Raw genomic sequence first — 22,920 nt, forward strand, 5'->3', positions numbered from 1 at the left:
TCAATCTGTTTACGGGCGGACGGTCACGTCGACCTTTTGGAACGACTTGAGATCAGTGTACCCACATTTCGCCATAATACGGCGCAAACCGCCCACTAAGTTCGTGGCAGCGCCCGAATCGCTCGATGGACCGAACAAAATCTCAGACAGCGGAAGACGATCGCCGAACTCCCAGTTGGCAACCTCGCCGCGCGGGAAGCGCGGGTGCGCAGCCGCCGGTTCCCAGTACGCGCCGCCAGCAGCGGCCTCGTTCGCCTTCGCAAACAGACTGCCTACCATGACGGCGTCGGCGCCCATGGCGAGTGCCAACGCGATGTCCCCGGCGTTCGACGGTGCCGAATCAGCGATAACGTGGACATAACGGCCACCGGTCTCGTCCAAGTAGTCGCGGCGAGCCGCAGCCACGTCGGCAATCGCAGTTGCAAGGGGAACGTCCAGCGCCAGGCCGGAAGAGGAACGACCCGAGCCGACAATCACGCCGGCAGCGCCAGCACGCATCAGGTGCGTGGCCGTCGTGTAGTCGAAGACGCCACCTGCGATGACCGGAACGTCAAGGGAGCCGATGAACTCCTTCAAGTTCAGCGGTTCCCCACCGGGCTGCACGTGCTCGGCGGAGATCAACGTACCCTGCACGAACAGGATCTCCGCGCCGGCCTTGATCACTGCAGGGGCAAGCTCGCGCACGTTTTGCGGGCTCACGCGCACAGCGACGGTCGCGCCCGACGCGCGGACCTGCGCAATGCGCTCGCTCAACACGTCCAAATTAATTGGGGCCTGATGGAGTTTCTGCAGCGTTGCCGTAGCCTTGGCAATCTTGCTAGGAATCTCGTGGTAATTCTCCTGCTCGAGGTCCTTGGGATTTGGCGCCTGCCCGCAGACCTCGTTGATCGCCTCTTCGAAGTTCGCGTGGCGGCCCAGGATGCCCTCGGCGTTGAGCACCGCAAGTCCACCCTGTTTACCCATCTCGATGGCGAACTCGGGGCTCGCTAGGGCATCGGTCGGGTGGGATACGAGCGGCATGTCAAAGGAGTAGGCGTCGATGTGCCACTCCGTGTTGACGTCCTTCGACGAGCGGGTGCGCCGCGTCGGAACCAGGGTCAGATCGTCAAGGTCGTAGGCCTTGCGGGCTTCGCGTCCGATGCCAATTTCTACATATTCACGCATGTCAGGTTCTCTCCTTCAGGAGCCAGTCAGAAAGGATTAGTTGTGGTAGTTCGGCGCTGCAACCGTTTGCGTGATGTCATGCGGGTGCGATTCGCGCAAGCCAGCCGTGGTGATTTGGACGAACTGCTTCGTCTGCAGTTCTGCGATCGAGGCGGAGCCGGTGTAGCCCATCGCGGCGCGCAGACCACCGACGATCTGGTGGGTGATGGCGTCGATATCTCCGCGGAACGGAACGCGGCCCTCGACGCCCTCCGGCACCAGCTTGTCTTCGCTGGTGACGTCTGCCTGGAAGTAGCGGTCCTTGGAGAAGGAGCGCTTTTCGCCGGTCAGGCCACGGCCCTGCATCGCGCCCATCGAGCCCATGCCGCGGTAGCGCTTGTACTGCTTGCCACCAACGACGACAACGTCACCGGGTGCCTCAGTGGTGCCTGCGAGCATGGAGCCGAGCATGACGGTCGATGCGCCAGCGGCGAGGGCCTTAGCAACGTCGCCGGAGAACTGCATGCCACCGTCTGCGATGATCGGTACCCCGGCCTTGTGAGCAGGTACGGAAGCCTCCAGGATGGACGTGATCTGTGGTGCTCCGACGCCCGCAACAACGCGGGTGGTGCAAATGGAGCCAGGACCGATGCCGACCTTGATCGCGTCCGCACCGGCATCGATCATGGCCTGCGCGGCTTCGCGCGTTGCCAGGTTGCCGCCGACGACGTCAACGCGGTCGCCGAAGTCCTTCTTCACACGGGACACCATCTCCAGCACGCGGTTGTTATGTGCGTGCGCAGAGTCGACGACGAGGGCGTCGACACCCGCCTCAACGAGCAGCGCGGCACGCTCGTAGGACTCTTCACCAGTGCCGATACCAGCGGCAACAAGCAGACGGCCGTTCGAGTCCTTCGACGCGTTCGGGTACTGCTCGCTCTTCACGAAGTCCTTCACCGTGATCAGGCCAACCAGCTTGCCTGCCTTGTCCACGATCGGCAGCTTCTCCACCTTGTTCGCCGACAGCAGCGCAAGTGCCTCCTGCTTATCGACGCCCTCATCCGCCACAACCAGCGGCATCGCTGTCATCACCTCTGCGACCTTGCGGTCGTAGTCCGGCTCGAAGCGCATATCGCGGTTGGTGATGATGCCCACCAGGCGCTCGTCGGCGTCGATCACCGGCAGGCCCGAGATGTGGAAGCGGCCGCACAGCGCGTCGACGTCACGAATCGTCATGTCTGGTGTGGCGGTCACCGGGTTGGTGACCATACCGGACTCAGAACGCTTTACGATGTCAACCTGCTCCGCCTGGTCCTGAGCGCTCAGGTTGCGGTGCAGCACGCCAATGCCACCCTGGCGCGCCATCGCGATCGCCATCCGCGACTCCGTGACCGTATCCATCGCAGCCGATGCGATCGGGATACCCAGCTTGATGTTGCGGCTGAACTGCGAGCTCGTGCTCACTTCGGCCGGCACAATGTGAGACTCGGCTGGCAGCAGCAGCACATCATCAAAGGTCAAGCCCCGCAGTGCAACCTTGTGCGGGTCATCCCCACCTGTAAGAACTCGCTCGTTTGCCATTGACAACTTCTCCTTCCGCGCGCGGTGTACCCGACATTGGTTTTCAGCCATGATATAACGTCGCGCGACACGACACACAGCGGCGTCGAAAAATCCCAACGCACATGGCTAATTGGCCTTGCTACTCCCCACACAATAGGCTGATCGGTGTGAATTACGACGACATGATGCCACTCGACCCGTTCGCAAACGACCCGAACGACCCGGCATCGTTCATCGAGGACGACGAACAGCCGGAGCCCTTAAGCAGCGAGGAGCGGCAGGCGATCATTCACGACCTCGCCCACGTCCGCGACGCACAACGTATCCTGCGCCCCCGCGGCATCCTCGGGATCTTCTTCATGTGTGAAGACTGCGAGCAGACGCACTACTACGACTGGGACATCATGGAGCAAAACATGATCTCCACGCTCAACAACGCGCTGCCGCCCGTCCACGAACCAAGCGCTAACCCGGACGTCAACGCCTATGTCACGTGGGATTACGCGCTGGGGTACATGGACGGCATCGAGTCCGCCGGGCGCTAGTGCTGCGGCGAGGCTGACGCCGGGGGCTCAACCGGCTTGGGGGAGGTCGTCGCCACTGGCGATTCCGGCGCGGCGTCCTTGCCTGTAGTAGCCGGCACGTGCGCACCGCTCGGTTCCGCACTCACTGTCGGCTGCGCGGAGGAATGCTGCTCGACGGCAGGCTGCTCCGTGACCACCTGCGTCACCGTCACCGGTTCGCGCGGCTCAGGTGTCACCGTCACAGTCACGGTGCGCGTCACCGTCACCTCGGGGATTGTCGACGCCACCGTGGGCTCAGACCCTTGCGTCTTCTTCACATCCATGGAGTCAAGCAACGCCTTGGCCTGTAACACCAGGGCACGCACAGCGTCGCCGTTACCCTCATCGCTGGCTACTTCCATCTCGTCGAGCGTGCTCGCAAGCTCCATGACCGACGCCCGCTCCCCAAACACGGTTGAGGCTACTGGCCACAGAGGGGAATCAGGAGTCGCGTTGTACAACACTGCCCCGCTTCCAGCAACGATTGCGGTGGCTGCTGCCGCGCCCACAAACCCACTGAGCCACGGGTTCATCTGTTTGCGCGCAGGCGCCGCCACGGGCGCTATGTATGGTGGCTCCGGCATCGGACGCTCGACGTCCTCGCGCAGCGCACCCATCAGGCCCAAAAGCGGATCGGTGCCGTCGCTAGGGTCCTCTCCACGTGACGCTTTGGTCAACAGGGCGTCATCCGCCAACAGCTCATCAAACTGCGGGATACGGTGAGCATCACGTGTCATTTCGCAGACTCCTCTTCTTCAAGGGCCTCACGCAGGCGAGCCAGGGCACGGTGCTGTGCGACACGAACCGACCCAGCTGTCCCGCCAACAATCTCTGCTGTTTCTTCCGCCGAAAGGCCAACAAATACGCGAAGAATAATGATGTTTCGCGCTTTCTCATTGAGTACATCGAGCAGCTCGCGCATTTTGTTACTCGCGTCGACATCCAGCGCATATCCCTCTGGATCCGCCTCTTGTGATACCCCATCGGGGATATCTTCGGTGGGCAGCATTCGGTCTCGCGCATAGCTGCGGTGCGCATCCGTCACCTTATTAAATGCAATCCCGTACACGAATGCCATGAACGGCTTGCCCTGGTCCTTATAGGTACTGAGCGCCTTGACTACTGCAAAGCACACGTCCTGAGTGACGTCTTCCGGGGTCGGGGTGCGCCCACCGCCAATGCGGGCGCGGGCGTAGCGCAGCACAAATGGATAAATGAGCGCCACGACGCGCTGCGTCGCCCGATCATCACCGGACTGTGCAGCAGGCAGCAGTTGCGCAAGCTGCGCATTCACGTCATCAGTATCTATACCGCTCATACGCGACGCCCGACTCCTTTCCAGTATCGCCTAAGGGTACAGCGCCGAGCATGCCATTCCCAAAGCCTGACCCATCAGGCACGCAAAAGCCCGAACGGCATGTATCCGTCCGGGCTCCCCTCGTCACAAACACTAATTAGTGCGCGTGACCGTGTGCGTGTTCCTCAACTTCTTCCGGCTTGTTCACCACAGAAACCTCCGTGGTCAGCACCATGCGGGCTACCGAGCAAGCGTTGACAACAGCGGAGTGTGTCACCTTCACAGGGTCAATGATGCCCTGCTCAACCAGGTTGCCGTACTCCATCGTTGCGGCGTTGAAGCCTTCGTCGTTCGCCATGTCTGCGATCTTCGACACAACAACTGAGCCGTCCAGCCCAGCGTTGTCCGCAATCCAGAACGCCGGCTTCACCAGCGCGCGGGCAACCGCCAACACGCCAGTCTTCTGCTCGCCCTCGAAGGACTCCGCGTACTCCTCCAGGTCGCGTGCGATCTGGACCAGTGCGGAACCGCCACCGGCGATAATGCCCTCTTCGACTGCCGCGCGGGCAGCGTTGATGGCGTCCTCGACGCGCAGCTTGCGCTCGTTGACCTCGGTCTCAGTCGCGGCACCGACGCGGATGACGGCGACGCCACCCGACAGCTTCGCCAGGCGCTCCTCCATCTTCTCCTTGTCCCAGGTGGAGTCCGTCGCCTCGATGTCGCGGCGGATCTGGTTGCGACGCTCCTCGACGTCCTCAGCGGAACCGGCGCCGTCGACAAGCACGGTGTCGTCCTTGGTCACGGTGACGCGGCGCACCGAGCCGAGGTCATCCAGCGTGGCGTCCTTGAGTGCCATGCCAACCTCAGGGTCGATGACCGTCGCATTGGTCACTACAGCCAAGTCATCCATAAAGGCCTTGCGGCGCTCGCCGAAGTACGGCGACTTCACGGCGACAACCTTCAGGGACTTGCGCAGCGTGTTCACCACGAGCGTCTGCAGCGGCTCACCGTCGACGTCCTCGGCGATGATCAGCAGCGGGACGGATGCCTCCGCAACCTTTTCCAGCAGCGGAAGGAAGTCCGGCAGCGAGGAAATCTTGTTACGGACCAGCAGCACGCGGGCGTTTTCCAGCACCGCCTGGCCGGCGTCGGGGTCCGTCATAAAGTACGGCGACAGGAAGCCCTTGTCGAAGGAGACACCCTCGGTGACGTCGACAAAGGAGTCGATCGTCTGGGACTCCTCGACGGTGACGACGCCGTCCTTGCCGACCTTGTCCATCGCACCGGCAACCATCTCGCCGACCTCAGGGTCGCGGGAGGAAACGGTGGCAACGTTGGCGATCTCGGCGGACGAAGAAACCTCCGTCGCACGCGACTTCAGCTCCTCGATGACCTTCTCGGCCGCAGCCTGGATGCCCTTGTTCAGCTGGATCGGGTTCGCACCAGCGGCGACGTTGCGCAGCCCCTCGGTGACCAGCGCCTGCGCGAGCAGCGTCGCGGTCGTGGTGCCGTCACCGGCGATGTCGTTCGTCTTCACTGCGACGGATTTCACCAGCTGCGCACCGAGGTTCTCAAACGGCTCCTCAAGGTCGATGTCGCGGGCGATCGTCACACCGTCGTTGGTAACGGTCGGGCCACCCCACGACTTCGAAAGCACAACGTTTCGGCCACGCGGGCCAAGGGTGACCTTGACGGTATCCGCCAAAGTGTCAACGCCCTTCTTGATGCCTTCGCGGGCCTCCTGATGAAATGCAATAAGTTTTGCCATTGGTGGCTACGCCCCCTTCAATTACTTTTCGACGACGGCCAGCAGGTCGCGAGCGGAAAGCAGCAAGTACTCTTCACCGTTGTACTTCAGCTCGGTGCCGCCGTACTTGGAGAAGATCACGGTGTCGCCCTCGTTGACGTCGACAGCAATGCGCTTGCCCTGCTCATCCAAGCGGCCAGGGCCGACAGCGATAACAACTGCCTCCTGTGGCTTCTCAGCAGCGGAATCAGGGATAACCAGGCCGGATGCCGTCGTGGTCTCCGCCTCAGCGATCTGTACCAGAACCTTGTCTTCCAGTGGCTTGATGTTGACGTTTGCCATGATCTGAACGCCTTCCTTCAATGTTGTATCTATCAGTTCAGTAGTTTGAGGTTATTCGAAGGCCCAGCCGTCGTCGCGGGTGTACAACTGCGCTCTCCACAACCTTGTTAGCACTCTACCCCTGCGAGTGCTAACACTCAACATTGTGACGACACTCACCAATCTTTACTGGTGAACGAGCGGAATCTCCACTTCCAACGACGTATCCGTCGCCACGGACAGCTCCGAAGGCTTGGCCCCCTCATGGATGAGCTGGCCCGCCAACGCCGCGATCATCACGCCGTTATCGGTGCACAGCCCGAAGCGCGGTACACGCAGCTCCACGCCAGCCTTCTCGCAACGTTCCTGGGCAAGTGCGCGCAGGCGACTGTTCGCCGCCACCCCGCCGCCGAGCAACAGCGTCTTCGCACCGGTCGCCTCCAGTGCCAGCAGCGCCTTGCGCACGAGCACGTCACACACCGCCTCCTGGAACGACGCGCACACGTCCTCCACGTTGACCACCCAGCCTTCGCGCTCCGCCTTTTCCACGTAGCGCGCCACGGCAGTCTTCAAGCCGGAGAACGAGAAGTCGAAGCGGTGCTCGCCCCGCAGATCGTCGGCCTTACTGAGCGCGCGCGGGAACGGAATCGCATCCGGGTTACCCTTCGCCGCCAAGCGGTCGATGACCGGGCCGCCCGGGTAGCCAAGCCCAAGCAGGCGCGAGACCTTGTCGTAGGCCTCGCCGGCGGCGTCATCAAGGGTGGAGCCAAGCTCGCGCATCGGCTTGCCAACGGCCTCAACCTCCAACAACTGCGTATGCCCACCAGAGACCAGCAGTGCCACCGAGTGCGGGAGCCGCTCCTGGCCCTCCAGGTTCGCCACCGCCACGTGCCCACCCAAGTGGTTCACGGCGTAAAACGGCACACCCCACGCCGCCGCGTAGGCCTTCGCAGCGGACGCGCCGACCAGCAGCGCGCCGGCAAGACCAGGCCCGATCGTCGCCGCAACCACGTCCGGGGCATCGATACCGGCCTCTTCCAGTGCCGCGGCCATCACTTGCGGCATCGCCTCAAGGTGGGCACGCGACGCGATCTCGGGCACCACGCCACCAAAGCGTGCGTGTTGCTCCATCGAAGACGCCACCTGGTTCGCAAGGATCTCCATGGTGCCGTCGGAGTGGACGTCGACAATGCCAACGGCCGTCTCGTCGCATGAGGACTCAATCCCGGCAACAATCATGCCTGCTCCCTTTCGCTCTTGCGTGGGCGCATCATCGAAAACGCGTCCGCGCCAGAAGGTTGATAGTAATTCTTTCGGGTGCCAACGACAGAAAAGCCGTAGCGCTCATACATGCCAAGCGCCGCGGAGTTGTCGGTGCGCACCTCGAGGAACATCGGGCCGTCGAGAAGGTCGGCGGTGTGGACGAGCTGGTCCATCAGCTCCCTGCCCACCCCGCGGCGCTGCACCTCGGGCGCGACGCCGATGGTGTGAATTTCGAACTCCGGGTCGTTGCGCGGGCCCAGCATCGCAAGGCCCGCATACCCCAGAATTGCGCCCTCGTCGTCGAAGGCGCCGATATAGAACGTGTACGGCTGCGCGAACTGCGTCAGCAGCACCTCCCGCGACCACGGGGTCTCGCCAGCGAACAGCACCGCCTCCAGCGCCGCGACTGCGTCTGCGTCGCTGGGTGTGAGCTCCCGGATATTCACAGTTTGATGTCCGGCAGCGCAGCAGAGCGCGGGCGCGGCTTCGGCGGCACGGCGTCCGGGCGGCGCAGGTACAGCGGTGTGAGTGGCTCCGGCGTATCTGATGGATCGCACGCGGCGAGCAAGCCGCGAACACCCGGCGCGAGATCGCGTACCTCACCAGCCGCGACAGTCACAGTCTCACGCAGCGCTTCTGGGACGACGAGGAGGTCCACCGCGTCGCCCTCGACGTCGATCGCGCTGGCAGCGCTGACATGCGGCCCGTCGACGCGCGCACCGTCGCGGTAGAGGCTCCAGTACACCTCGCGGCGGCGCGCATCAGTGACCACTAGCACGCTTTTCCCGGTGGTGTCCCCGGCTTCCGCGGCGATGGCGTCGTGGGTGTAGACCCCGTACACCGGCACCCCCAGCGCCTGCCCGAAGGCGGACGCGGTGGCCATGCCTACGCGAAGCCCCGTAAACGGGCCAGGCCCCACGCCAACGACGACGGCTTCGAGCGCACCGTAGGTGCAGCCCGCTTCCGCCAGTAGTTCGTTGACAGTGGGGACCAAAAGTTCGTTATGCGAGCGGGTTCTGATTACCCGCTGTGCATCCACGCGGCGCGACTGTTGATCGCCCACGCCGACAACGAGGTCGTGCGTGGCGGTATCGAGCGCCAGCGTCAGCATTACGCCGCTACTCCCATGACCCAGCCGTTACCGTCCTTGTGGAACGGCAGCGGCGTATTCATTGGGAACATCTCCGACTGCGGGATGGAGCAGATGTTCACCTTGGAAAGCTCCACCTTGTCCAGGTCGATCTCCGCGTTCTGGTCCTCGTCGAACAGCAGCATGTAACCCCAGTCGCCGGAGAAATCGAAGCGGTCCTGGTCAAGGTTTAGCGCCTGCAGCTTGCTCAGCAGCAGCTGGTCCGGCTCGTTCGGGCACAGCGTGGTGAACCCGATGTAGTCCTTGTCGTAGACGCGAGTCAGGTCGATGAGCTGGCCCGCAACGGCTTCGCCACCAGGCTTGACCTCTTCAAGGGAGCGGGAAAGAGAATTCGTTGGCGTCGCAGCCGCCATTGGGGACGGCTTGGTCAGTGGGATGAAAATGAGAGCAACGAGCACAATCACCCACAGTGCACACGCAATAGCGACCCAACCACGGCTAGTATTGTTCAGCTTCAGCATGGCCTACAGCCTACATCTTCCTATTCTGTGTGCACCCACCGCCATGTGATGATGCGGCCCTCACTGTCTTCGTCTTGCTCCACGAGCGTGGTGCGGTCAATGGTGACCAAAAGGTATTCACTGGCGATGTGAGCTGCGAGATCACCACCCCACTCGGCCACCACGACGCTGCGGTCGAGCTCCGACTCAAGGTCGAGAGCATCGAGCTCACCCAGCGGGTCGCCAGAGCTGCCCTCCCCCAACAGGCGGTAGGCATCGACATGAATTAACGACGCCCCCTCCGCCTCCTTCGCGCGGTGTTCCCTGGCGATGGTGAAGGTTGGGCTCGTCACACGCCCCTTGACCTGCATCCCTTCGGCAATGCCCTGCGTCAGCGTGGTTTTCCCGGCGCCGAGCGGGCCGTCGAGAATCACCACGTCCCCGGCGCGCAAGGTCTCCCCCAGCTCACGCCCCAACGCTTGCGTTTCCTCGCGCGTCTCGCAGACACGCCTGCCGCCGTACTCCCGCACTGTCCGTCCTTTCGGTGCACACAGCACCTCGTAGTGAATGGTGTTCGCCCGCAGCGCGAACTCGTCCGCACTCACGCCGCCGGCGCCAAAAAGTACCGCTTCATCGCCCGGCGCGACACCGGCTTCGTTTGCGCCCAGCCACACCACAATCTGATCCATGCACACCCGACCCACCTGGGGGTAGCGGGCTCCGTCAATGGTGACGTCCATCCGGTCCTGCCAGATGCGCATCACGCCGTCCGCGTAGCCGGCGGGCACCACGGCGGTAAACCCGTCCTCGGGCGCAGTCCATGTCCCTGAGTAGCTCACCGGATCCCCCGCGCGGATCGGTTTGACCGCGGTCACCGTTGCGACCCAGCTCATCGCGGGCCGCAGCCCGTTGTCGGTGCCGTCGATTGCTTCCAACCCGTACAGGCCAATCCCGGGACGGATCTGTTCAAAGCGGGCGTCGTCCCTCGTCCACGTCGCCGGCGAGTTCGCCACGTGGTTCACCAGGTCCTCTAGCCCCGCCTCGTGCGCCTGGTTGAGCGCTTCACGGAACGTCGCCAGCTGCCGGTCCGTGTACGGGTCCGCTGGGTTATCCGCGCACGCAAAATGGCTCATCAGCCCGGCCACACGGATCTGACCGGCCTGTTGCGCCTCGGCGGCCATCGCGAACAGCTCCGGCCACTGTTCCTCATCTACGCCCGAGCGGTTCATCCCCGTGTCGATCATCAGATGCACGGTGGGTACGAAGGGGGCGTCAATAAGCGCGCGCAGGTGCGCAAGACTCGGCACACCCATCTCGATGCCCTCCACCAGCTCCTCCCCCGGAGCCCACAGCCACGCCATCACGGGTTTCGACGTCAGCTTCGCCACACTAGCCGCCTCCGCGATCGTCGCGCAGCCGAACGCATCCGCACCGTTCGCCTCCATGATGGGGACGCACTTCGCCGCGCCGTGGTTATAGGCATCCGCCTTCACCACGCACATCAAACGCGCGCCACCAGCCTGACGGCGCATCTGCCTCGTGTTGTGGGCAATCGCCGCCAGGTCAATGCGAAGTTTTAAAGCGTTCATGGGCATCTATTGAACAACGATCACAGCAAATGCGCCACGCCGACTACACCTAGCAGCAGCGATACCGCCCACGTCGCGGTCAAACCAACCGTATCCGGGTGTGAGCGCGCCCACGCGAAACCTCGCCCAGCAACCGAGTCCGGCTTCGCCCGCACCCAGCCGACCAGCAACGCGCACAGCGTTGGCAGAGACAGCGCGACCGTGGCATAGAGCACCAGGAAGCTGTACTTCGTCGTCGTATCGATGCCCGTCGCAGACAGCACCGCAAGGCCACCAAAGAACGGCACCGACGTCGCCGATTGGACGATCCCCAGCACAAACCCCGTCAGCACCGTCAGCGCATTGGGTGCTCGCAGCGGGCGCATCACCCGTTCAATCAACGCGTGGTTATCTCCCCCACGCAGCGCCAGCACCGCGGTCAGGAGACCAGTAGCGATGAGGAGCCACCCGAAAATGGGCCCCTCGACAAACGTTTGCACCACCGGACCGAGGCCATCGAATACGAACAACATCACCGCCGCGAGACTCGCCACCCCAAGCCAGTCGCCAGCAATGAGCAGCGCCGTGATCTTCGCATACTGCCGTTTCGCTTGGGAGGCAACCACCCCGACTGCCACGATAACCCCGATCAACAACACGTTGATGGAATCAATAAACGCAAAGGACAACGCTCCAAGCATGTCTCGCTCCTTTCGCGTGGCTCCATCAGGCGGAATCTCGGCCGTCTCTCGATCTGGCCCCTAACCCTAAACCACAAAAACGCTGAAGCGCTATTTCAGTACTGCAGAATTCAAGTAGGGTAGGTTGCGTGTCTGCGAAATTGAAGAAGTTAGCTGAACTGTCCAAACGAGGCCCACACAAGGTGCTAGAGGGCGATCTCGGGTACACCGGGTTGCCGGGCAAGGTGTACACGCCTGCAGAGGGCAAGAACCTCCCTGCCGTCGCCTTCGGCCACGACTGGCGCCAGAGTGTCGACGACTACCACGGCACACTTCGCCACCTGGCCAGTTGGGGCATTGCGGTCGCCGCGCCAGATACTGAAAAGGGGTGGCGCCCCGACCACGCTGGCTTCGCCGCCGATTTAGAAACCGCCCTGCAAATCCTGACTGGGGTGCGCCTCGGGAACGGCAAGATTAGCATCCACCCACAGCGCCTCGGCGTCGTTGGCCACGGCATGGGCGGCGGCGCTGCCGTACTCACCGCGGTAGAAAACCCGAAGGTGCAGGCAGTCGCCGCAATTTACCCGGCGAACGTGGCGCCCTCCGCAGTAGAGGCGGCTCGCCGCGCGCTTCGCCCAGGGCTCATCATCGGCCCCGGCGAGGACGGTGACTCGCTCTTCGATCCAGGCAACCCCGCCAAGCTCGCATACAACTGGGCAGGCGAGGTGGCCTACCGCAGCGTCAAGAAAGGCGAGCAACAGAGCTTCTCGGAGGACACGCTAACCAAGCGTCTGCTCGGCCTGGGTAAGTCGAGCGCCTCCCTGCAGACCACAGTGCGCGGCCTACTCACCGGGTTCCTCCTGCACCAGCTAGCCGGGGAGAAGAAGTACTCCTCCTACTCCGAGCCGGACGCCGAAGGCAAGAACGTGACGTCCTTTACCGGTGAGGACCTCGCTGAGCTGGCGGGCCTCACCAAGGATGACAGCCTCTTCTCATTCTTCTAACGTGCCGGGCTGACCAGCACGCTTCATCTCCCCCTGTGCCTCCGGGGCGTTGGGGCGTGCCTCGGTACGGATCGACGCGATTCCGCCCTGCGGCGGGCGGCGAAATGGGAACAACCGCTCGCCGCCCTGTGGAATGACAACAGGTTGGCGTTTGTAGCCAAGCGCGGCGGCCCTTCGCTGCTCGGTAAGCATCATCTCCATTTGGCGATGGTGCTCAGCGATCATCTTTTCAAAGTTCTCCATCCGCATCGCCGTGCGCTGACGGTACTCTGCTGCAAACCTTGAAAAATCCATTTACCATTCCCCCAATTTCTTGACGCCCCAAGCATCAGCCGGGTCTGTATCTACTGGCTGCTGCTCAGCGTGTTGTTCTGATGACGTCTCTGCTGCCGCCGGTGCCGTCATCGCTTGCTTTTCGGCCGGCACTGGTGGCTGCTCCACCTCGCCGAGTTGCTCAGGTGGCACGAACACACCGTTTTCGTCGACTGCCGGTGCAGGCTCCGGCGCAGGAGCGGGCTCGGGTGCCGGCGGTGCCGGTGGTGTTGGTTCCGCGACGTCACACGGCACCTCCACAGCCTCCGTCGCGCACTGCCAGGCCGCGTCGATATTTGCTGCAAAGACGTTGATGCTTTCAATGACGACGGCCGCGCCCGTTTGTGCAAACGCGCCCGTGAACGCCTGCGCAGCGTCGCACTGCTCCTGTACCGGTGCGAACAACGCCGCTGCGTCGCGTGTCACGGCCTCGATGGGCGCGCTAACATGCACATCGACGTCGAAGTTAAAGGCCACGTTGATCCCTGCCGCACCTGCCAGCGCCGCTGACGCGGACTGCGTGCCGACGCTCTCCAGAGAAACAAGGCGCTCGCACGGCTGCGGCGGTGTCGGCGGCACAGGAGCAGGGGCAGGCACTGGTGCTGGTGCTGGGGCGGAAGGTGGTGCGGCAACACTCGCGCTGGCGGTCGAGGTGCTTCCGGCTGCGTGCGCCGCCGTCGCTGGCGCCGCAGCAGGCGCACTTCCAGCTGGCTTTCCGCCGGGCGCCTGACTGCAAGGCTGTTGTGCTTCCTCCACGCACACCGCGATCGCATCGAGGCACTCAGCGACAGCCACGTTGCATTCTTTCGCTGTCTGGCTCGCCTGCCGCATCGCATCAATTACGACCTGCACCAATGGGCGAATCAGGGTGGCGATTCCAAGCTTCGCAAGTATCTCAAGGTGCGAGTGCGCAAGGACCACGAACTGTTCCACCGCCAGGTTGGACGTCTTCTTGACGTCATCTATAGCGCTGCAGCACGAGGTAATCGAGCTTCCCAGCTCATTTAGGCGTGTAAAGTGCTGCGTCTCCGAATCTGCCGAGCATCGCTCCCGCGACCCCACGCCGATCTGCTCAAACCACTCTTTACTGCCCGGCGTATCCTGGCAAGGCGCCTTCAACGAAAACCTGTAGCCCACGGCGTCACAATTGAACTGTGACAGCGAGACACCGACCTGGTGGAAGCCGCGTAGGTCCTGGCAGCGGGTGGCCTGCAGCTCCCGAATGACTTCCTTCGCTAGTGCCTGCAATTGGTCGCGCTCAGGCCCCTCCAGGGCTGGGGCCGTCGCAACTGACTGAGAGAAGCGCTGCACCCCTTGTTCGACAACGTCGCTGGTTACCATGCGGAACCCACCCCCGAAATGCCATCGGTGGCGTCCTCGTCAGCGTCGCGGACCTCCTGTGCAAGGCTGCGAATCCCCTCCCACTGCTGCGTTCGCTCCTGCAACAACCGGAGCGAGTCCGCATAGACCGCCTGCACCGCCGCCGTGATGCGCTGGCCCTGCAAGGCAAAACCGGCACCGAAGTCGTCCGCGCCCAGGTCTGGTTGCTGGCGGGCGAAGTCCGTGGCGGTGTCTTCGTAGGCGGAGATGGCGTCGGCAAAATATGACCGCACCGCGTCAACGTTGAGGCTGACGCCCTTGTTGTGCACAGTGTTTACCGTGTTCACCATGTTCAAAATTTCCCCCAAAATCCACGTCGGCTCACCACCGACAGTTCTAACTACTTCTCTTAGTTAGACTCCCCCAACGGCCCCGCGGTTCCCCGCGAGGCCAAATTTCTTACCAACGGACTCTACACTGCCGCGACGACAGCTGCGAGGCGACCCGCCACCTTTCGGGCTTGTTCTTCCTCGGCGGCCTCCACCATGACGCGAAACAGCTCCTCAGTACCGGAAGGACGAAGCAGCACGCGACCCGAGTGCCCGAGCTCTTCCTCGGCCTCATCGATCGCAGCCAGCACCTCCTGCGAGCTCATAATCTTGGACTTCTCCGAAACCGGCACGTTGATGAGTACCTGTGGCAGCACCTGCATCACCTGTGCGAGTTCCTTGAGGCTCTTGCCGGTTTCCGCCATCTGTTCCATCAGCAGCAGCGCGGACAGCGTGCCGTCGCCAGTCGTGGCGTGCTCCGGGACAACGATGTGGCCGGACTGCTCGCCACCAAGCGAGAAGTCCCCACGGTTGAGCTCCTCGAGAACGTAACGGTCGCCCACCGCGGTCTGCTTCAGTGCAATGCCTTCGCGCTCCATGGCGAGGGTAAGTCCCAGATTGCTCATGACCGTGGCTACGAGCGTGTTGTCGCGCAGGTTGTTCTCGGCCTTCATGCCGCAGGCCAAGATCGCCATAATCTGGTCACCGTCGATGATGTTGCCTTCGGCGTCGACGGCGAGGCAGCGGTCCGCATCACCGTCGTGTGCCACGCCAAGATCAGCACCGTATTCGACGACGGCTGCCTGGATCTTGTCCATATGAGTGGAACCGGAGCCATCGTTAATGTTAAAAGCGTTCGGCTCGTTGTAGATCGCCACAACCTCGGCACCGGCGGCCTCGTACGCCTTCGGGGCAACCTCGGACGCCGCACCGTTCGCACAGTCTACAACGACCTTGATGCCCTTCAGGCTGGTGCTCATCGCCTCTTTGAGGTGCGCCAGGTAACGATCCTGCGCGTCCGGCGCCTCCTCGATCACGCGGCCGATACGGGTGCCGGTTGGCCCGCCTTCTTCAAGCGTGTCGAGAGCCCTCTCAATTTCGTCCTCGACCTCATCAGGCAGTTTGTGGCCACCCGCGGAGAAAAACTTGATGCCGTTATCCGGCATGGGGTTGTGGGACGCGGAGATCATCACACCGATATCCGCACCGTAGTCATCAGTGAGGTACGCCAAGCCGGGAGTAGGAATCACGCCGACACGCAGGACATCCACGCCTTTCGACGCCATGCCCGCAGCCATCGCTGCCGCAAGCATTTCGCCGGACACGCGTGGGTCGCGGCCAATCAGCGCCGTCGGGCGGCGCTTCGAGGACTCACGGTCCTTCGTTAGTACGGTCGCGGCGGCGGCACCGAGCTTCAGTGCCAACGACGCCGTCAGTCGCTCATTGGCGAGACCTCGGACACCATCAGTTCCAAACAATCGAGTCATGCTGTTTATTATGCACTACCGACAGCTATACAAAAACAACAACCGCCCACCCGGCCAGTGCCAGGAGGCGGTTGATGATACAACCAGCGTAGTGATTAACGCTTGGAGTACTGCGGTGCACGACGGGCCTTGTGCAGACCAGCCTTCTTACGCTCGACCGCACGAGCGTCACGGGTAAGCAGACCAGCCTTCTTCAGGGTTGGGCGCTCAGCCGGGTTGTAGATGTTCAGTGCACGGGCAATCGCCAGACGCAGCGCACCGGACTGACCGGTTGGGCCGCCGCCCTTGATGTTTGCCTTGATGTCGAACTGGCCCTCGCGCTCGAGCAGGGTCAGCGGCAGCAGGATGTCCTGCTGGTGCAGCTTGTTCGGGAAGTAGTCCTCGAACTCACGGCCGTTGACCGTGATCTTGCCTTCGCCCTCGACGACGGTCACGCGAGCGATTGCGCGCTTACGACGACCAACGGTCTGGATTGGGCCCTCGTGCAGCGGTGCAACCTCAACGGTGTCCTGGGCCTCCTCGACCTCTGGAGCAATAGCGTCACCGATGGTGTAGTTGAACTCTTCCGTCGCCGCGGTTGCCGCGTCGATGTCGGTCTCAGCTGCAATGTTGTTCTGATCAGCCATTACTGTGCCACCTGCTTAAACTCGTAGGTTTCCGGCTTCTGAGCCTCGTATGGGTGCTCGGAGCCGACGAAGACGTGAAGCTTCTTGATGGACTCGCGGGAAAGCTTGTTGTGCGGCATCATGCCCTTGACAGCTTCCTCGATAACGCGGTCCGGACGCTCATCGAGCGCACGACCAAGCGTCATAGCAGTCAGACCACCCGGGTAGCCGGAGTGGCGGTAGCGCATCTCGCGATCGCGCTTGTTCGAGGAGATGTGGACCTTCTCGGCGTTGATCACGATGATGTGATCGCCGGTGTCAACGTTCGGTGCGAACTGTGGCTTATGCTTGCCGCGCAGGATATCCGCTGCAGTCGACGCAAGCTTGCCCAAGACCACGTCCGTGGCGTCGATGACGTACCACTTACGGGTAATGTCACCGCTCTTTGGGTGGTAAGTAGACATGCATGACTCCTTCAAGTCTGTCTAGTTGGCTGCCGGCCATAACGTATAAAAACTGTGCGCTGTATCCCGCTCAGACGGCGGCCGGTGGAGACCCGACAAGCAGCACGGCACACAAGCTGCAAACTTTACAGCACAAAGCACTGAACAGCAAGACGCTCCCCCTGGCGCCTTGCTGTTCAGCAAGCTTCTGTGTAGTTATCCCCAGCTGTTTGCCGCGGCATTGTTTACCGCGAGCATGGTGGAGTTGCCGTCTTCAACGGTGCTGGCGATCTGGTTCAAAATGGTGTTCAGATCCTCTGCGGCCTGGTCCCACTTCGCCTGGTGCGCCTGGTACGCGGACGCTGCGGTGCCCTCCCAGGTCTGCGCCATCGGCTGGATGATCTGCTTCAGCTCGTTGAGCTGGCTGGTGATGCGGGTCGCCGACGAGCGCATGTCTTCAGCTGCGTTGGCGATCTGAGCGAAGTCGTACTTGATTTGCATGATGAGTATGTCCCTTTACATTCGGAAGATGGTCGTTGTGTCTGCTGAGAACCGCTGGGAGCGTTTTAGAGAGCCAAGCCCGCGGAACCGGACAGCGAACGGAAGTTGTCGGTGTTCGTAGCGTCGGTGCTCTCGTAGTTCTTGGCGTTGTCGCGGATGTTGTTCGCGATGTCACGCAGCGCTTCGGAGAGGCGTCGCTGCGCGTCGTCGTAGCGGACCATCAGGTCATCGAAGCTGCGCTGCGCATTGCCCACCCAGTAGCTGCGCGTGGACTCCGCGACCTGCTGCACGCGGTCGATTTCTCGGTTGACGTTTGCGTTGGTGTCATCTGCCCGGTCGGCAGTTGCGCGCATGACGTCGGCTTCTGTTCTGAACTGTTCCATGTTCAATCCCCCTACTAGGTACTGTGTCTTGGTTGTAACGACAGCCTTCCAAGCTGTTCATATAGTTGGACGCACGTTTTGGTGCTCCGGTTCCCTCAATGTTGAAGAAACTTTTCTCCCCACCCTCCCACCACGTTTATGCTGCGAGTTTGCCTCACCCCTCTCCTGTCGGTGGCGTGAATTCTGCGGTGTCGAAGGCCATCTGACACGTCGCCTGCTGCACCCTGCTGGGCGCCTGCCGCGTCTGGCACGCCACGAAAAGCTGGTAAGAATCCTGCGCCCAAGTTCGCCACAGCGTTTCGGCGCCTCCGGGGGCGGTCTCGCGGTACGTCACGGCGTGGAGGTTGTGATCCACGAGCGTGAGCTCGGGGTCGCGCTCGATACCCCCGAGCAGCTGCGCTACGAACTGCTCGGGCGGCAGCGTGTAGCGGTTCTCTGCGGAGATCAGTACGCGCATGTCGGGGTCGGCGCCTGTTGCCATCCAGCCCTGCTCGTGCTGCGCGAGTTGGAACCCGGGAGGCAGCTCAATCGCAAGTCCGTCCTGCGCGATTCGCACGGCGGTAGGCTCGCTCGCAACAGAAGGAGAGGGGCTTGTTGACGCCCGCGAGGCCGTCGGTTGACTGTGCAGCACAGTGGTCGATGTCGCCCCTACTGAAGCCTGGGCGGACGTGGGCGAAGAGGGCGTCGATAAGAAACGAAAGAGCACGAACCCGCAGATTGCTGCGACCACAACCACTGCGGCGCCGAGGGCGACGAACGGCCACCACGCGCGACGTGGTGCAAGGTCTGCGGCCGTAATCGCGGGTTGCTCTTCGGTCGGAGGGTCAGCCTCTACCTCTAGGCGCTCGGCGGTAATAGTGACGTCGTAGCCACTCATGGCCTGCTCAAACTGATCGAGGTCCTCGGGGCTCGCGGCGATCTGAATCACGGCGCCGCCCGGATCTGGCCCGAACAGGCCACGCACGTACTGCGCGACTTCCCGCGGGCCGGGGCCGTCAAAACGGTGGACGTTGGCGGCGCCGGTGAACACGGTGTTCGTGGGCGTCATGGTGATGCGGAGATCGGGTTTCATAGGGTGGCTCCTTCGGAGTAGGGTGCAGCGACTTGGACCAGGCCTCGGGCCTCGCCGGATTGGACGAGCAGGCCTCGGCCGGGCGGCTGCGGGGCTGGGCGCACTCCGAAGAGCGCGCCTTCGTCCCTGGTTCCGTCGAGGATGACGACGTCGGGCAACAGGTCCTTCAGCGAGGACAGGAAGCTGCCGAACATGGCGCGTGATACTCCACCGAACTTGCGGGCGGCAACCACGTGCAGGCCGATGTCGCGGGCGTGCGGGAACAGCGTGGCCAGCTCGCGCAGGGTGTCCTCCGGGACGAGCTCGAGGTCGTCGATGACGAGATAGAGCTCCGGGCCTTCCCACCAGGAACGCTGCGCGAGCTGCTGCGGGGTCACGTCCGCGCCGGGTAGCCTGCCGCGCAGCGTGGTGATCAGCGCGCTGACCGCCTCGTCGACGGCGCTGGTAGAGGCTGCGTAGGCCGCCACCATGTCTGGGTTCGCCCGCCCGAGGTGCGCGCGGCGCACGTCCAGAATCACCATGCGGGCCTGCTCACGGCCCATCGCCTCAATCGCGGTGATGGCCGAGGCAATCGCTGTGGACTTGCCAGCACCGCTCGCACCGATGACCAGCAGGTGACCAGACTCGCTCCACAGCGGTGCAAGTCGGGGTCCACCGACGCCGAGTGGCAGACGTTGGCCTCCCGAGGTGAGCAGGTCCGCAACCTCCACGTGGTTCGGCAGCACTCGCAGGCGTGGCACCGGAGGCTGACCCTGCGTCGCTGCACGGACGTGTGCCACGTCCTGCGCGGAGGTGTGCGCGACCAGCATGAACGCCCCTTCTTCGGTAATGCCGCGGCCCGGCAGCGCGGGAAGTTTCGCCTGCACCTTCCTATCAATCACCGAGTCCATCGGTTCAGTAAGATGCAGCTCAATCCTTGTGCCGATCACGTCACGGACGTTCGCGCGGATCGCGTTCCAACGCTGCGTAGTCGCAACCAGGTGAATGCCCACAGCCGGGCCTTCCGCAGCAAGACGAGTCAGCGGTTCACGCAAGTCTTCCGTCTTCGCATCCGGTGCGAGCAACGTGTGCCAGCCGTCCACAATCAACACGGTGTGGCGCTTCGTGCGCCGCTGCGGGTCGTCGAGCATCTCGACCAGCTCGTCGACGACGCGGCGCACGCGCTCCTCGTCCGTGCGCTGCGCAACACCCGCCACATGCGGCAGTTCGGCGACGTCGCTGAAGTCGCCGGAGCCGGCGTCGATAATGTAGAAGCACAGCTCATCCGTGGTGTGCCGCAACGCGAGCGACGCCACCATCGTGCGCACCGCCATCGACTTGCCTGTCTGCGGCCCGCCCGCGAGCGCCACGTGACCACCCGCGACCGACAAGTCCAGCACGAGCGGCACCTGGCGCTGCTTGATCGGCTCGTCAATGACCCCGATGATCGCCTGCAGCTTCGGCAGCGTCTCGCTGCCACCGTAGACCTGCGAAAGCTCAATCTGTGCAGGCAGCGGCGGCAGCCACACCTGGTGCGCCCGCATGCTCAGTGCATCCGCCACCTCCCTCGACTTCTCGACGACCGCCGCCAGCAACGTCGTGGTTACATCAGTATCGACGCCGGCACTCTCCTTCGCGTCCTCCACCGGCGGGGGCTCCCACCCGTGGAACAGGCGAACCTCCGCGGCCGCCTCGCGCCTGGTCACGCCGCGGGCGCGCTCCAGCGGCCCCGACACGTACGCCGCGCGGAAACGCTCCAAGTCGCCTGAGCCCGTGGACAAGAAGCCTGCGCCGGGCTCGCTGGGTAGCTCGTAGGCGTCCGGCACGCCGAGCACCTGACGCGACTCAGCCGCGGAGAAAGTCTTGAGGCCAATACGGTAGGAAAGGTGCGAGTCCAGCCCGCGCAGCTTGCCCTCCTCCAGCCGCTGCGAGGCGAGCAGCAGGTGCACGCCCAACGAGCGGCCCAGGCGGCCAACCGCGACGAAGAGGTCAGCGAAATGCGGGTGCTGGGCCAGCAGCTCCGAGAACTCGTCGAGGATGATCACTAGCGCCGGCAGCGGGGCGAGGTCCTCGCCCGCGAGCCTGGCCGCGGTGTAGTCGGTGATATTGGCGTAGTTCCCCGCCTTGCGCAGTAGCTCCTGACGTCGGTTCATCTCACCGGAGATGGCGTCGTACATGCGCTCAACCAGGATGGATTCGTCCTCCAGGTTGGTAATGACCGCCGAGGTGTGAGGCAAGGACTCGCAGCCGAGGAAGGTTGCGCCGCCTTTGAAGTCCACGAGCACGAGGTTGAGTTCCTCCGGCGAGTGCGTCGCGGCGAGCGCCACAACGAGTGTTTTTAGGAGTTCCGATTTTCCGGACCCCGTCGCGCCGATGCACAACCCGTGCGGGCCCATCCCGCCCTGGGCGGACTCCTTCAGGTCCAGGTAGAGCGCCTGGCCCTGGGCCGTTGATCCGATCGGGACCATGAGGCGCTGGCGGGTGCCCTCGCGCCCGGTCCACATGGTGTGCTCGTTGAGCTCGGCGATGTCGTTGATGCCGAGCATCGGGAGCAGCTTGCCTCCGTGGGAGGCGCTTTCGGCGCTGAGCAGCTCGGGGCGGCGATAGAACGCCAGTTGGCGCGCGATCAGCTCCGCCTCTGCGACACTAATCCTGTCGGGCCTGCCCAGAAACTCTAGGCCCATCCCGGTCAGCGCGTGGAGTTCGTCGTCGCAGACAAGGTGGAACGCCTCCTCATCCACCAACCAGTCCGGGTCCGGGTGGATAACCAGCACGCACACGTTCTCACTGCTGGCGGCGCTAGTGCTGAAGGAGATCACTGAGGGGTGGGTGGTGGCGTCGAGAAGTATGACTTGGAACTCGGCCGCTTCCGGCGTGGCGGAGTGCGGCAGCCACTTCACCCACTCGAATTCGCTCGGCGCCTGGGTGGCGTCGATGCCGACGAGCTCCGGGCCGTGGAAAAACGCTAGCTGGGCAACGATCGAGCGCGCGACCTCCGCCGCACGCGGCCCCACCATCGTGATCACGGGAAACGCATTGAGCGCCACCACGATCGGCATCTCTTGGATCGTGTTCACCGCGGCGACCGTCCTGCGCAGGCTCACCGCGCACACCGGGTCGAGGTCCTCGGGCGAGCCAGGGTCGTCGACCTCGATTGGGGTATGCAGTGCCACCGCGCCAACACCAATGCGCACCTGCAGCGCGTACGGCGAGGCGGCGTACTGTTCCCAGACACGCTCCGCAGGCACCGCCGTGAGCAGAGCGTTCGGCGCCGGGTGAAGGTATTCGGCGTGCTCGCGCTGGACCTCAGCGTTGCTGCGTGCCCGATGCGCTAGTGCGTCCAAGTGACGTAGGTAGACCCGCCGCGTCTCGTCGATGTCGCCTTGACGTTCCTGGGGCGAAAACATGGTGACCATGCCGAAGAGCATCATGACCGGGAAGATGAGCATCATTGGGCTCACGGTGCGCCCCGACATCACCATCAGCGCCATCACCGCGCCGATGGCAACCACCATGACCACGGGCAGCAGTACTTTCAACAGTGGCATCGGCTGGTCCTTGTGCGCCTGCGGTACCGCTTCGGCGCGGAGTTGGCCGGTCGGCAGTGGTGGTGGCGGCGCGAGTGTGTGCGCCGTCGATGGTGTCACGACTGGTTCGTGGTCAAGACCTAGCATGCATTCCCCCTCATGCATTTCCCCGGTTGCGCATTCCCCCTCGCGCAACGTCTGCATGCATTCTAGGCGATGGTGC

At 63.2% G+C, this 22,920-nt stretch carries 24 protein-coding genes; 2 read left to right on the top strand and 22 right to left on the bottom strand.

Annotated elements, in window-relative coordinates:
• Nucleotides 1-9: 9 nt before the first annotated feature.
• Nucleotides 10-1,164: a GuaB3 family IMP dehydrogenase-related protein gene (locus QP802_RS04340; protein ID WP_070363034.1), complete on the bottom strand. Its 1,155-nt coding sequence runs from the start codon at nucleotides 1,162-1,164 to the stop codon at nucleotides 10-12.
• 36 nt (nucleotides 1,165-1,200) lie between these two features.
• Entirely contained in the window at nucleotides 1,201-2,724 is a 1,524-nt protein-coding gene (gene guaB, locus QP802_RS04345; RefSeq protein WP_284817672.1) for an IMP dehydrogenase, read from the bottom strand.
• Nucleotides 2,725-2,828: 104 nt separating this feature from the next.
• On the opposite strand from guaB, the gene QP802_RS04350 reads away from it, so the two are divergent.
• Nucleotides 2,829-3,251 (top strand): DUF5319 domain-containing protein, encoded by a 423-nt coding sequence (locus QP802_RS04350; RefSeq protein ID WP_070363036.1) that lies wholly within the window; start codon nucleotides 2,829-2,831, stop codon nucleotides 3,249-3,251.
• Here the strand turns inward: QP802_RS04350 and QP802_RS04355 are convergent.
• The 10 genes from QP802_RS04355 to QP802_RS04400 all read right to left on the bottom strand — a co-directional run bounded on the left by QP802_RS04355 (nucleotide 3,248) and on the right by QP802_RS04400 (nucleotide 11,756).
• The gene (locus QP802_RS04355) at nucleotides 3,248-4,006 is read right to left on the bottom strand and encodes a hypothetical protein (protein ID WP_256007724.1); all 759 of its coding nucleotides are present in this window, start codon (nucleotides 4,004-4,006) and stop codon (nucleotides 3,248-3,250) included. The two genes, QP802_RS04350 and QP802_RS04355, sit on opposite strands and share 4 nt — an antisense overlap.
• Nucleotides 4,003-4,587, bottom strand: coding sequence for a sigma-70 family RNA polymerase sigma factor (locus QP802_RS04360; RefSeq protein ID WP_070363038.1), 585 nt, complete (start codon nucleotides 4,585-4,587; stop codon nucleotides 4,003-4,005). Before QP802_RS04360 ends, QP802_RS04355 begins: the two co-directional genes overlap by 4 nt.
• Nucleotides 4,588-4,723: 136 nt before the next feature.
• Nucleotides 4,724-6,334 carry a chaperonin GroEL gene (gene groL, locus QP802_RS04365; protein ID WP_256007723.1) on the bottom strand — a complete coding sequence of 537 codons (1,611 nt, stop codon included), beginning with the start codon at nucleotides 6,332-6,334 and terminating at the stop codon, nucleotides 4,724-4,726.
• A gap of 21 nt (nucleotides 6,335-6,355) precedes the next feature.
• Nucleotides 6,356-6,655 (bottom strand): co-chaperone GroES, encoded by a 300-nt coding sequence (gene groES / locus QP802_RS04370; RefSeq protein ID WP_070363040.1) that lies wholly within the window; start codon nucleotides 6,653-6,655, stop codon nucleotides 6,356-6,358.
• Nucleotides 6,656-6,820: 165 nt separating this feature from the next.
• Nucleotides 6,821-7,873, bottom strand: a complete 1,053-nt coding sequence (gene tsaD, locus QP802_RS04375) for a tRNA (adenosine(37)-N6)-threonylcarbamoyltransferase complex transferase subunit TsaD (protein WP_256007722.1) — start codon at nucleotides 7,871-7,873, stop codon at nucleotides 6,821-6,823.
• The gene (gene rimI, locus QP802_RS04380) at nucleotides 7,870-8,343 is read right to left on the bottom strand and encodes a ribosomal protein S18-alanine N-acetyltransferase (protein WP_256000525.1); all 474 of its coding nucleotides are present in this window, start codon (nucleotides 8,341-8,343) and stop codon (nucleotides 7,870-7,872) included. The genes tsaD and rimI overlap by 4 nt, the downstream gene beginning before the upstream one ends.
• Nucleotides 8,340-9,008, bottom strand: a complete 669-nt coding sequence (gene tsaB, locus QP802_RS04385) for a tRNA (adenosine(37)-N6)-threonylcarbamoyltransferase complex dimerization subunit type 1 TsaB (protein ID WP_284817673.1) — start codon at nucleotides 9,006-9,008, stop codon at nucleotides 8,340-8,342. The genes rimI and tsaB overlap by 4 nt, the downstream gene beginning before the upstream one ends.
• Nucleotides 9,008-9,508 (bottom strand): hypothetical protein, encoded by a 501-nt coding sequence (locus QP802_RS04390; protein ID WP_070363044.1) that lies wholly within the window; start codon nucleotides 9,506-9,508, stop codon nucleotides 9,008-9,010. Before QP802_RS04390 ends, tsaB begins: the two co-directional genes overlap by 1 nt.
• 20 nt (nucleotides 9,509-9,528) lie before the next feature.
• Nucleotides 9,529-11,076, bottom strand: a complete 1,548-nt coding sequence (gene alr / locus QP802_RS04395) for an alanine racemase (protein WP_083290813.1) — start codon at nucleotides 11,074-11,076, stop codon at nucleotides 9,529-9,531.
• A 20-nt stretch (nucleotides 11,077-11,096) separates the two neighbouring features.
• Entirely contained in the window at nucleotides 11,097-11,756 is a 660-nt protein-coding gene (locus tag QP802_RS04400; RefSeq protein ID WP_284817674.1) for a GAP family protein, read from the bottom strand.
• Nucleotides 11,757-11,884: 128 nt separating this feature from the next.
• Here QP802_RS04400 and QP802_RS04405 point away from each other — a divergent pair, with 128 nt between their 5' ends.
• Nucleotides 11,885-12,739 carry a dienelactone hydrolase family protein gene (locus QP802_RS04405; protein WP_256041889.1) on the top strand — a complete coding sequence of 285 codons (855 nt, stop codon included), beginning with the start codon at nucleotides 11,885-11,887 and terminating at the stop codon, nucleotides 12,737-12,739.
• Here the strand turns inward: QP802_RS04405 and QP802_RS04410 are convergent.
• From QP802_RS04410 to eccCa, 10 genes are all read right to left on the bottom strand, one after another.
• Complete coding sequence (locus QP802_RS04410) at nucleotides 12,728-13,033, bottom strand: hypothetical protein (RefSeq protein WP_070363048.1); 306 nt, start codon at nucleotides 13,031-13,033, stop codon at nucleotides 12,728-12,730. The genes QP802_RS04405 and QP802_RS04410 overlap by 12 nt on opposite strands.
• The gene (locus tag QP802_RS04415) at nucleotides 13,034-14,392 is read right to left on the bottom strand and encodes a hypothetical protein (RefSeq protein ID WP_284817675.1); all 1,359 of its coding nucleotides are present in this window, start codon (nucleotides 14,390-14,392) and stop codon (nucleotides 13,034-13,036) included.
• Entirely contained in the window at nucleotides 14,386-14,721 is a 336-nt protein-coding gene (locus QP802_RS04420; RefSeq protein WP_070975820.1) for a hypothetical protein, read from the bottom strand. The genes QP802_RS04415 and QP802_RS04420 overlap by 7 nt, the downstream gene beginning before the upstream one ends.
• 122 nt (nucleotides 14,722-14,843) lie before the next feature.
• Entirely contained in the window at nucleotides 14,844-16,187 is a 1,344-nt protein-coding gene (gene glmM, locus QP802_RS04425; RefSeq protein WP_070363051.1) for a phosphoglucosamine mutase, read from the bottom strand.
• 95 nt (nucleotides 16,188-16,282) lie between these two features.
• Nucleotides 16,283-16,813 carry a 30S ribosomal protein S9 gene (rpsI, locus tag QP802_RS04430; protein ID WP_256020637.1) on the bottom strand — a complete coding sequence of 177 codons (531 nt, stop codon included), beginning with the start codon at nucleotides 16,811-16,813 and terminating at the stop codon, nucleotides 16,283-16,285.
• Nucleotides 16,813-17,256, bottom strand: coding sequence for a 50S ribosomal protein L13 (gene rplM / locus QP802_RS04435; protein ID WP_070363053.1), 444 nt, complete (start codon nucleotides 17,254-17,256; stop codon nucleotides 16,813-16,815). Before rplM ends, rpsI begins: the two co-directional genes overlap by 1 nt.
• A 195-nt stretch (nucleotides 17,257-17,451) precedes the next feature.
• Nucleotides 17,452-17,736, bottom strand: coding sequence for a WXG100 family type VII secretion target (locus QP802_RS04440; protein WP_070477587.1), 285 nt, complete (start codon nucleotides 17,734-17,736; stop codon nucleotides 17,452-17,454).
• Between the two features lie 65 nt (nucleotides 17,737-17,801).
• On the bottom strand, nucleotides 17,802-18,119 hold the full coding sequence (locus QP802_RS04445) for a WXG100 family type VII secretion target (protein ID WP_071567367.1): 318 nt from the start codon (nucleotides 18,117-18,119) through the stop codon (nucleotides 17,802-17,804).
• Between the two features lie 154 nt (nucleotides 18,120-18,273).
• On the bottom strand, nucleotides 18,274-19,191 hold the full coding sequence (locus tag QP802_RS04450; protein WP_284817676.1) for a type VII secretion-associated protein: 918 nt from the start codon (nucleotides 19,189-19,191) through the stop codon (nucleotides 18,274-18,276).
• Nucleotides 19,188-22,844, bottom strand: coding sequence for a type VII secretion protein EccCa (gene eccCa, locus QP802_RS04455; RefSeq protein ID WP_284817677.1), 3,657 nt, complete (start codon nucleotides 22,842-22,844; stop codon nucleotides 19,188-19,190). The genes QP802_RS04450 and eccCa overlap by 4 nt, the downstream gene beginning before the upstream one ends.
• Nucleotides 22,845-22,920: the final 76 nt, after the last annotated feature.

It is taken from the genome of Corynebacterium sp. UMB10119B (assembly GCF_030228125.1).
GTDB classification, from domain to species: Bacteria; Actinomycetota; Actinomycetes; order Mycobacteriales; family Mycobacteriaceae; genus Corynebacterium; species Corynebacterium pseudogenitalium.

Coding starts and splice junctions, on each gene's coding strand:
- QP802_RS04340 (WP_070363034.1), bottom strand. CDS start 1,164: ATGCGTGAATATGTAGAAATTGGCATCGGACGCGAAGCCCGCAAGGCC.
- guaB (WP_284817672.1), bottom strand. CDS start 2,724: ATGGCAAACGAGCGAGTTCTTACAGGTGGGGATGACCCGCACAAGGTT.
- QP802_RS04350 (WP_070363036.1), top strand. CDS start 2,829: ATGGCTAATTGGCCTTGCTACTCCCCACACAATAGGCTGATCGGTGTG.
- QP802_RS04355 (WP_256007724.1), bottom strand. CDS start 4,006: ATGACACGTGATGCTCACCGTATCCCGCAGTTTGATGAGCTGTTGGCG.
- QP802_RS04360 (WP_070363038.1), bottom strand. CDS start 4,587: ATGAGCGGTATAGATACTGATGACGTGAATGCGCAGCTTGCGCAACTG.
- groL (WP_256007723.1), bottom strand. CDS start 6,334: ATGGCAAAACTTATTGCATTTCATCAGGAGGCCCGCGAAGGCATCAAG.
- groES (WP_070363040.1), bottom strand. CDS start 6,655: ATGGCAAACGTCAACATCAAGCCACTGGAAGACAAGGTTCTGGTACAG.
- tsaD (WP_256007722.1), bottom strand. CDS start 7,873: ATGATTGTTGCCGGGATTGAGTCCTCATGCGACGAGACGGCCGTTGGC.
- tsaB (WP_284817673.1), bottom strand. CDS start 9,008: ATGCTGACGCTGGCGCTCGATACCGCCACGCACGACCTCGTTGTCGGC.
- QP802_RS04390 (WP_070363044.1), bottom strand. CDS start 9,508: ATGCTGAAGCTGAACAATACTAGCCGTGGTTGGGTCGCTATTGCGTGT.
- alr (WP_083290813.1), bottom strand. CDS start 11,076: ATGAACGCTTTAAAACTTCGCATTGACCTGGCGGCGATTGCCCACAAC.
- QP802_RS04400 (WP_284817674.1), bottom strand. CDS start 11,756: ATGCTTGGAGCGTTGTCCTTTGCGTTTATTGATTCCATCAACGTGTTG.
- QP802_RS04410 (WP_070363048.1), bottom strand. CDS start 13,033: ATGGATTTTTCAAGGTTTGCAGCAGAGTACCGTCAGCGCACGGCGATG.
- QP802_RS04415 (WP_284817675.1), bottom strand. CDS start 14,392: ATGGTAACCAGCGACGTTGTCGAACAAGGGGTGCAGCGCTTCTCTCAG.
- QP802_RS04420 (WP_070975820.1), bottom strand. CDS start 14,721: ATGGTGAACACGGTAAACACTGTGCACAACAAGGGCGTCAGCCTCAAC.
- glmM (WP_070363051.1), bottom strand. CDS start 16,187: ATGACTCGATTGTTTGGAACTGATGGTGTCCGAGGTCTCGCCAATGAG.
- rpsI (WP_256020637.1), bottom strand. CDS start 16,813: ATGGCTGATCAGAACAACATTGCAGCTGAGACCGACATCGACGCGGCA.
- rplM (WP_070363053.1), bottom strand. CDS start 17,256: ATGTCTACTTACCACCCAAAGAGCGGTGACATTACCCGTAAGTGGTAC.
- QP802_RS04440 (WP_070477587.1), bottom strand. CDS start 17,736: ATGCAAATCAAGTACGACTTCGCTCAGATCGCCAACGCAGCTGAAGAC.
- QP802_RS04445 (WP_071567367.1), bottom strand. CDS start 18,119: ATGGAACAGTTCAGAACAGAAGCCGACGTCATGCGCGCAACTGCCGAC.
- QP802_RS04450 (WP_284817676.1), bottom strand. CDS start 19,191: ATGAAACCCGATCTCCGCATCACCATGACGCCCACGAACACCGTGTTC.
- eccCa (WP_284817677.1), bottom strand. CDS start 22,844: ATGCTAGGTCTTGACCACGAACCAGTCGTGACACCATCGACGGCGCAC.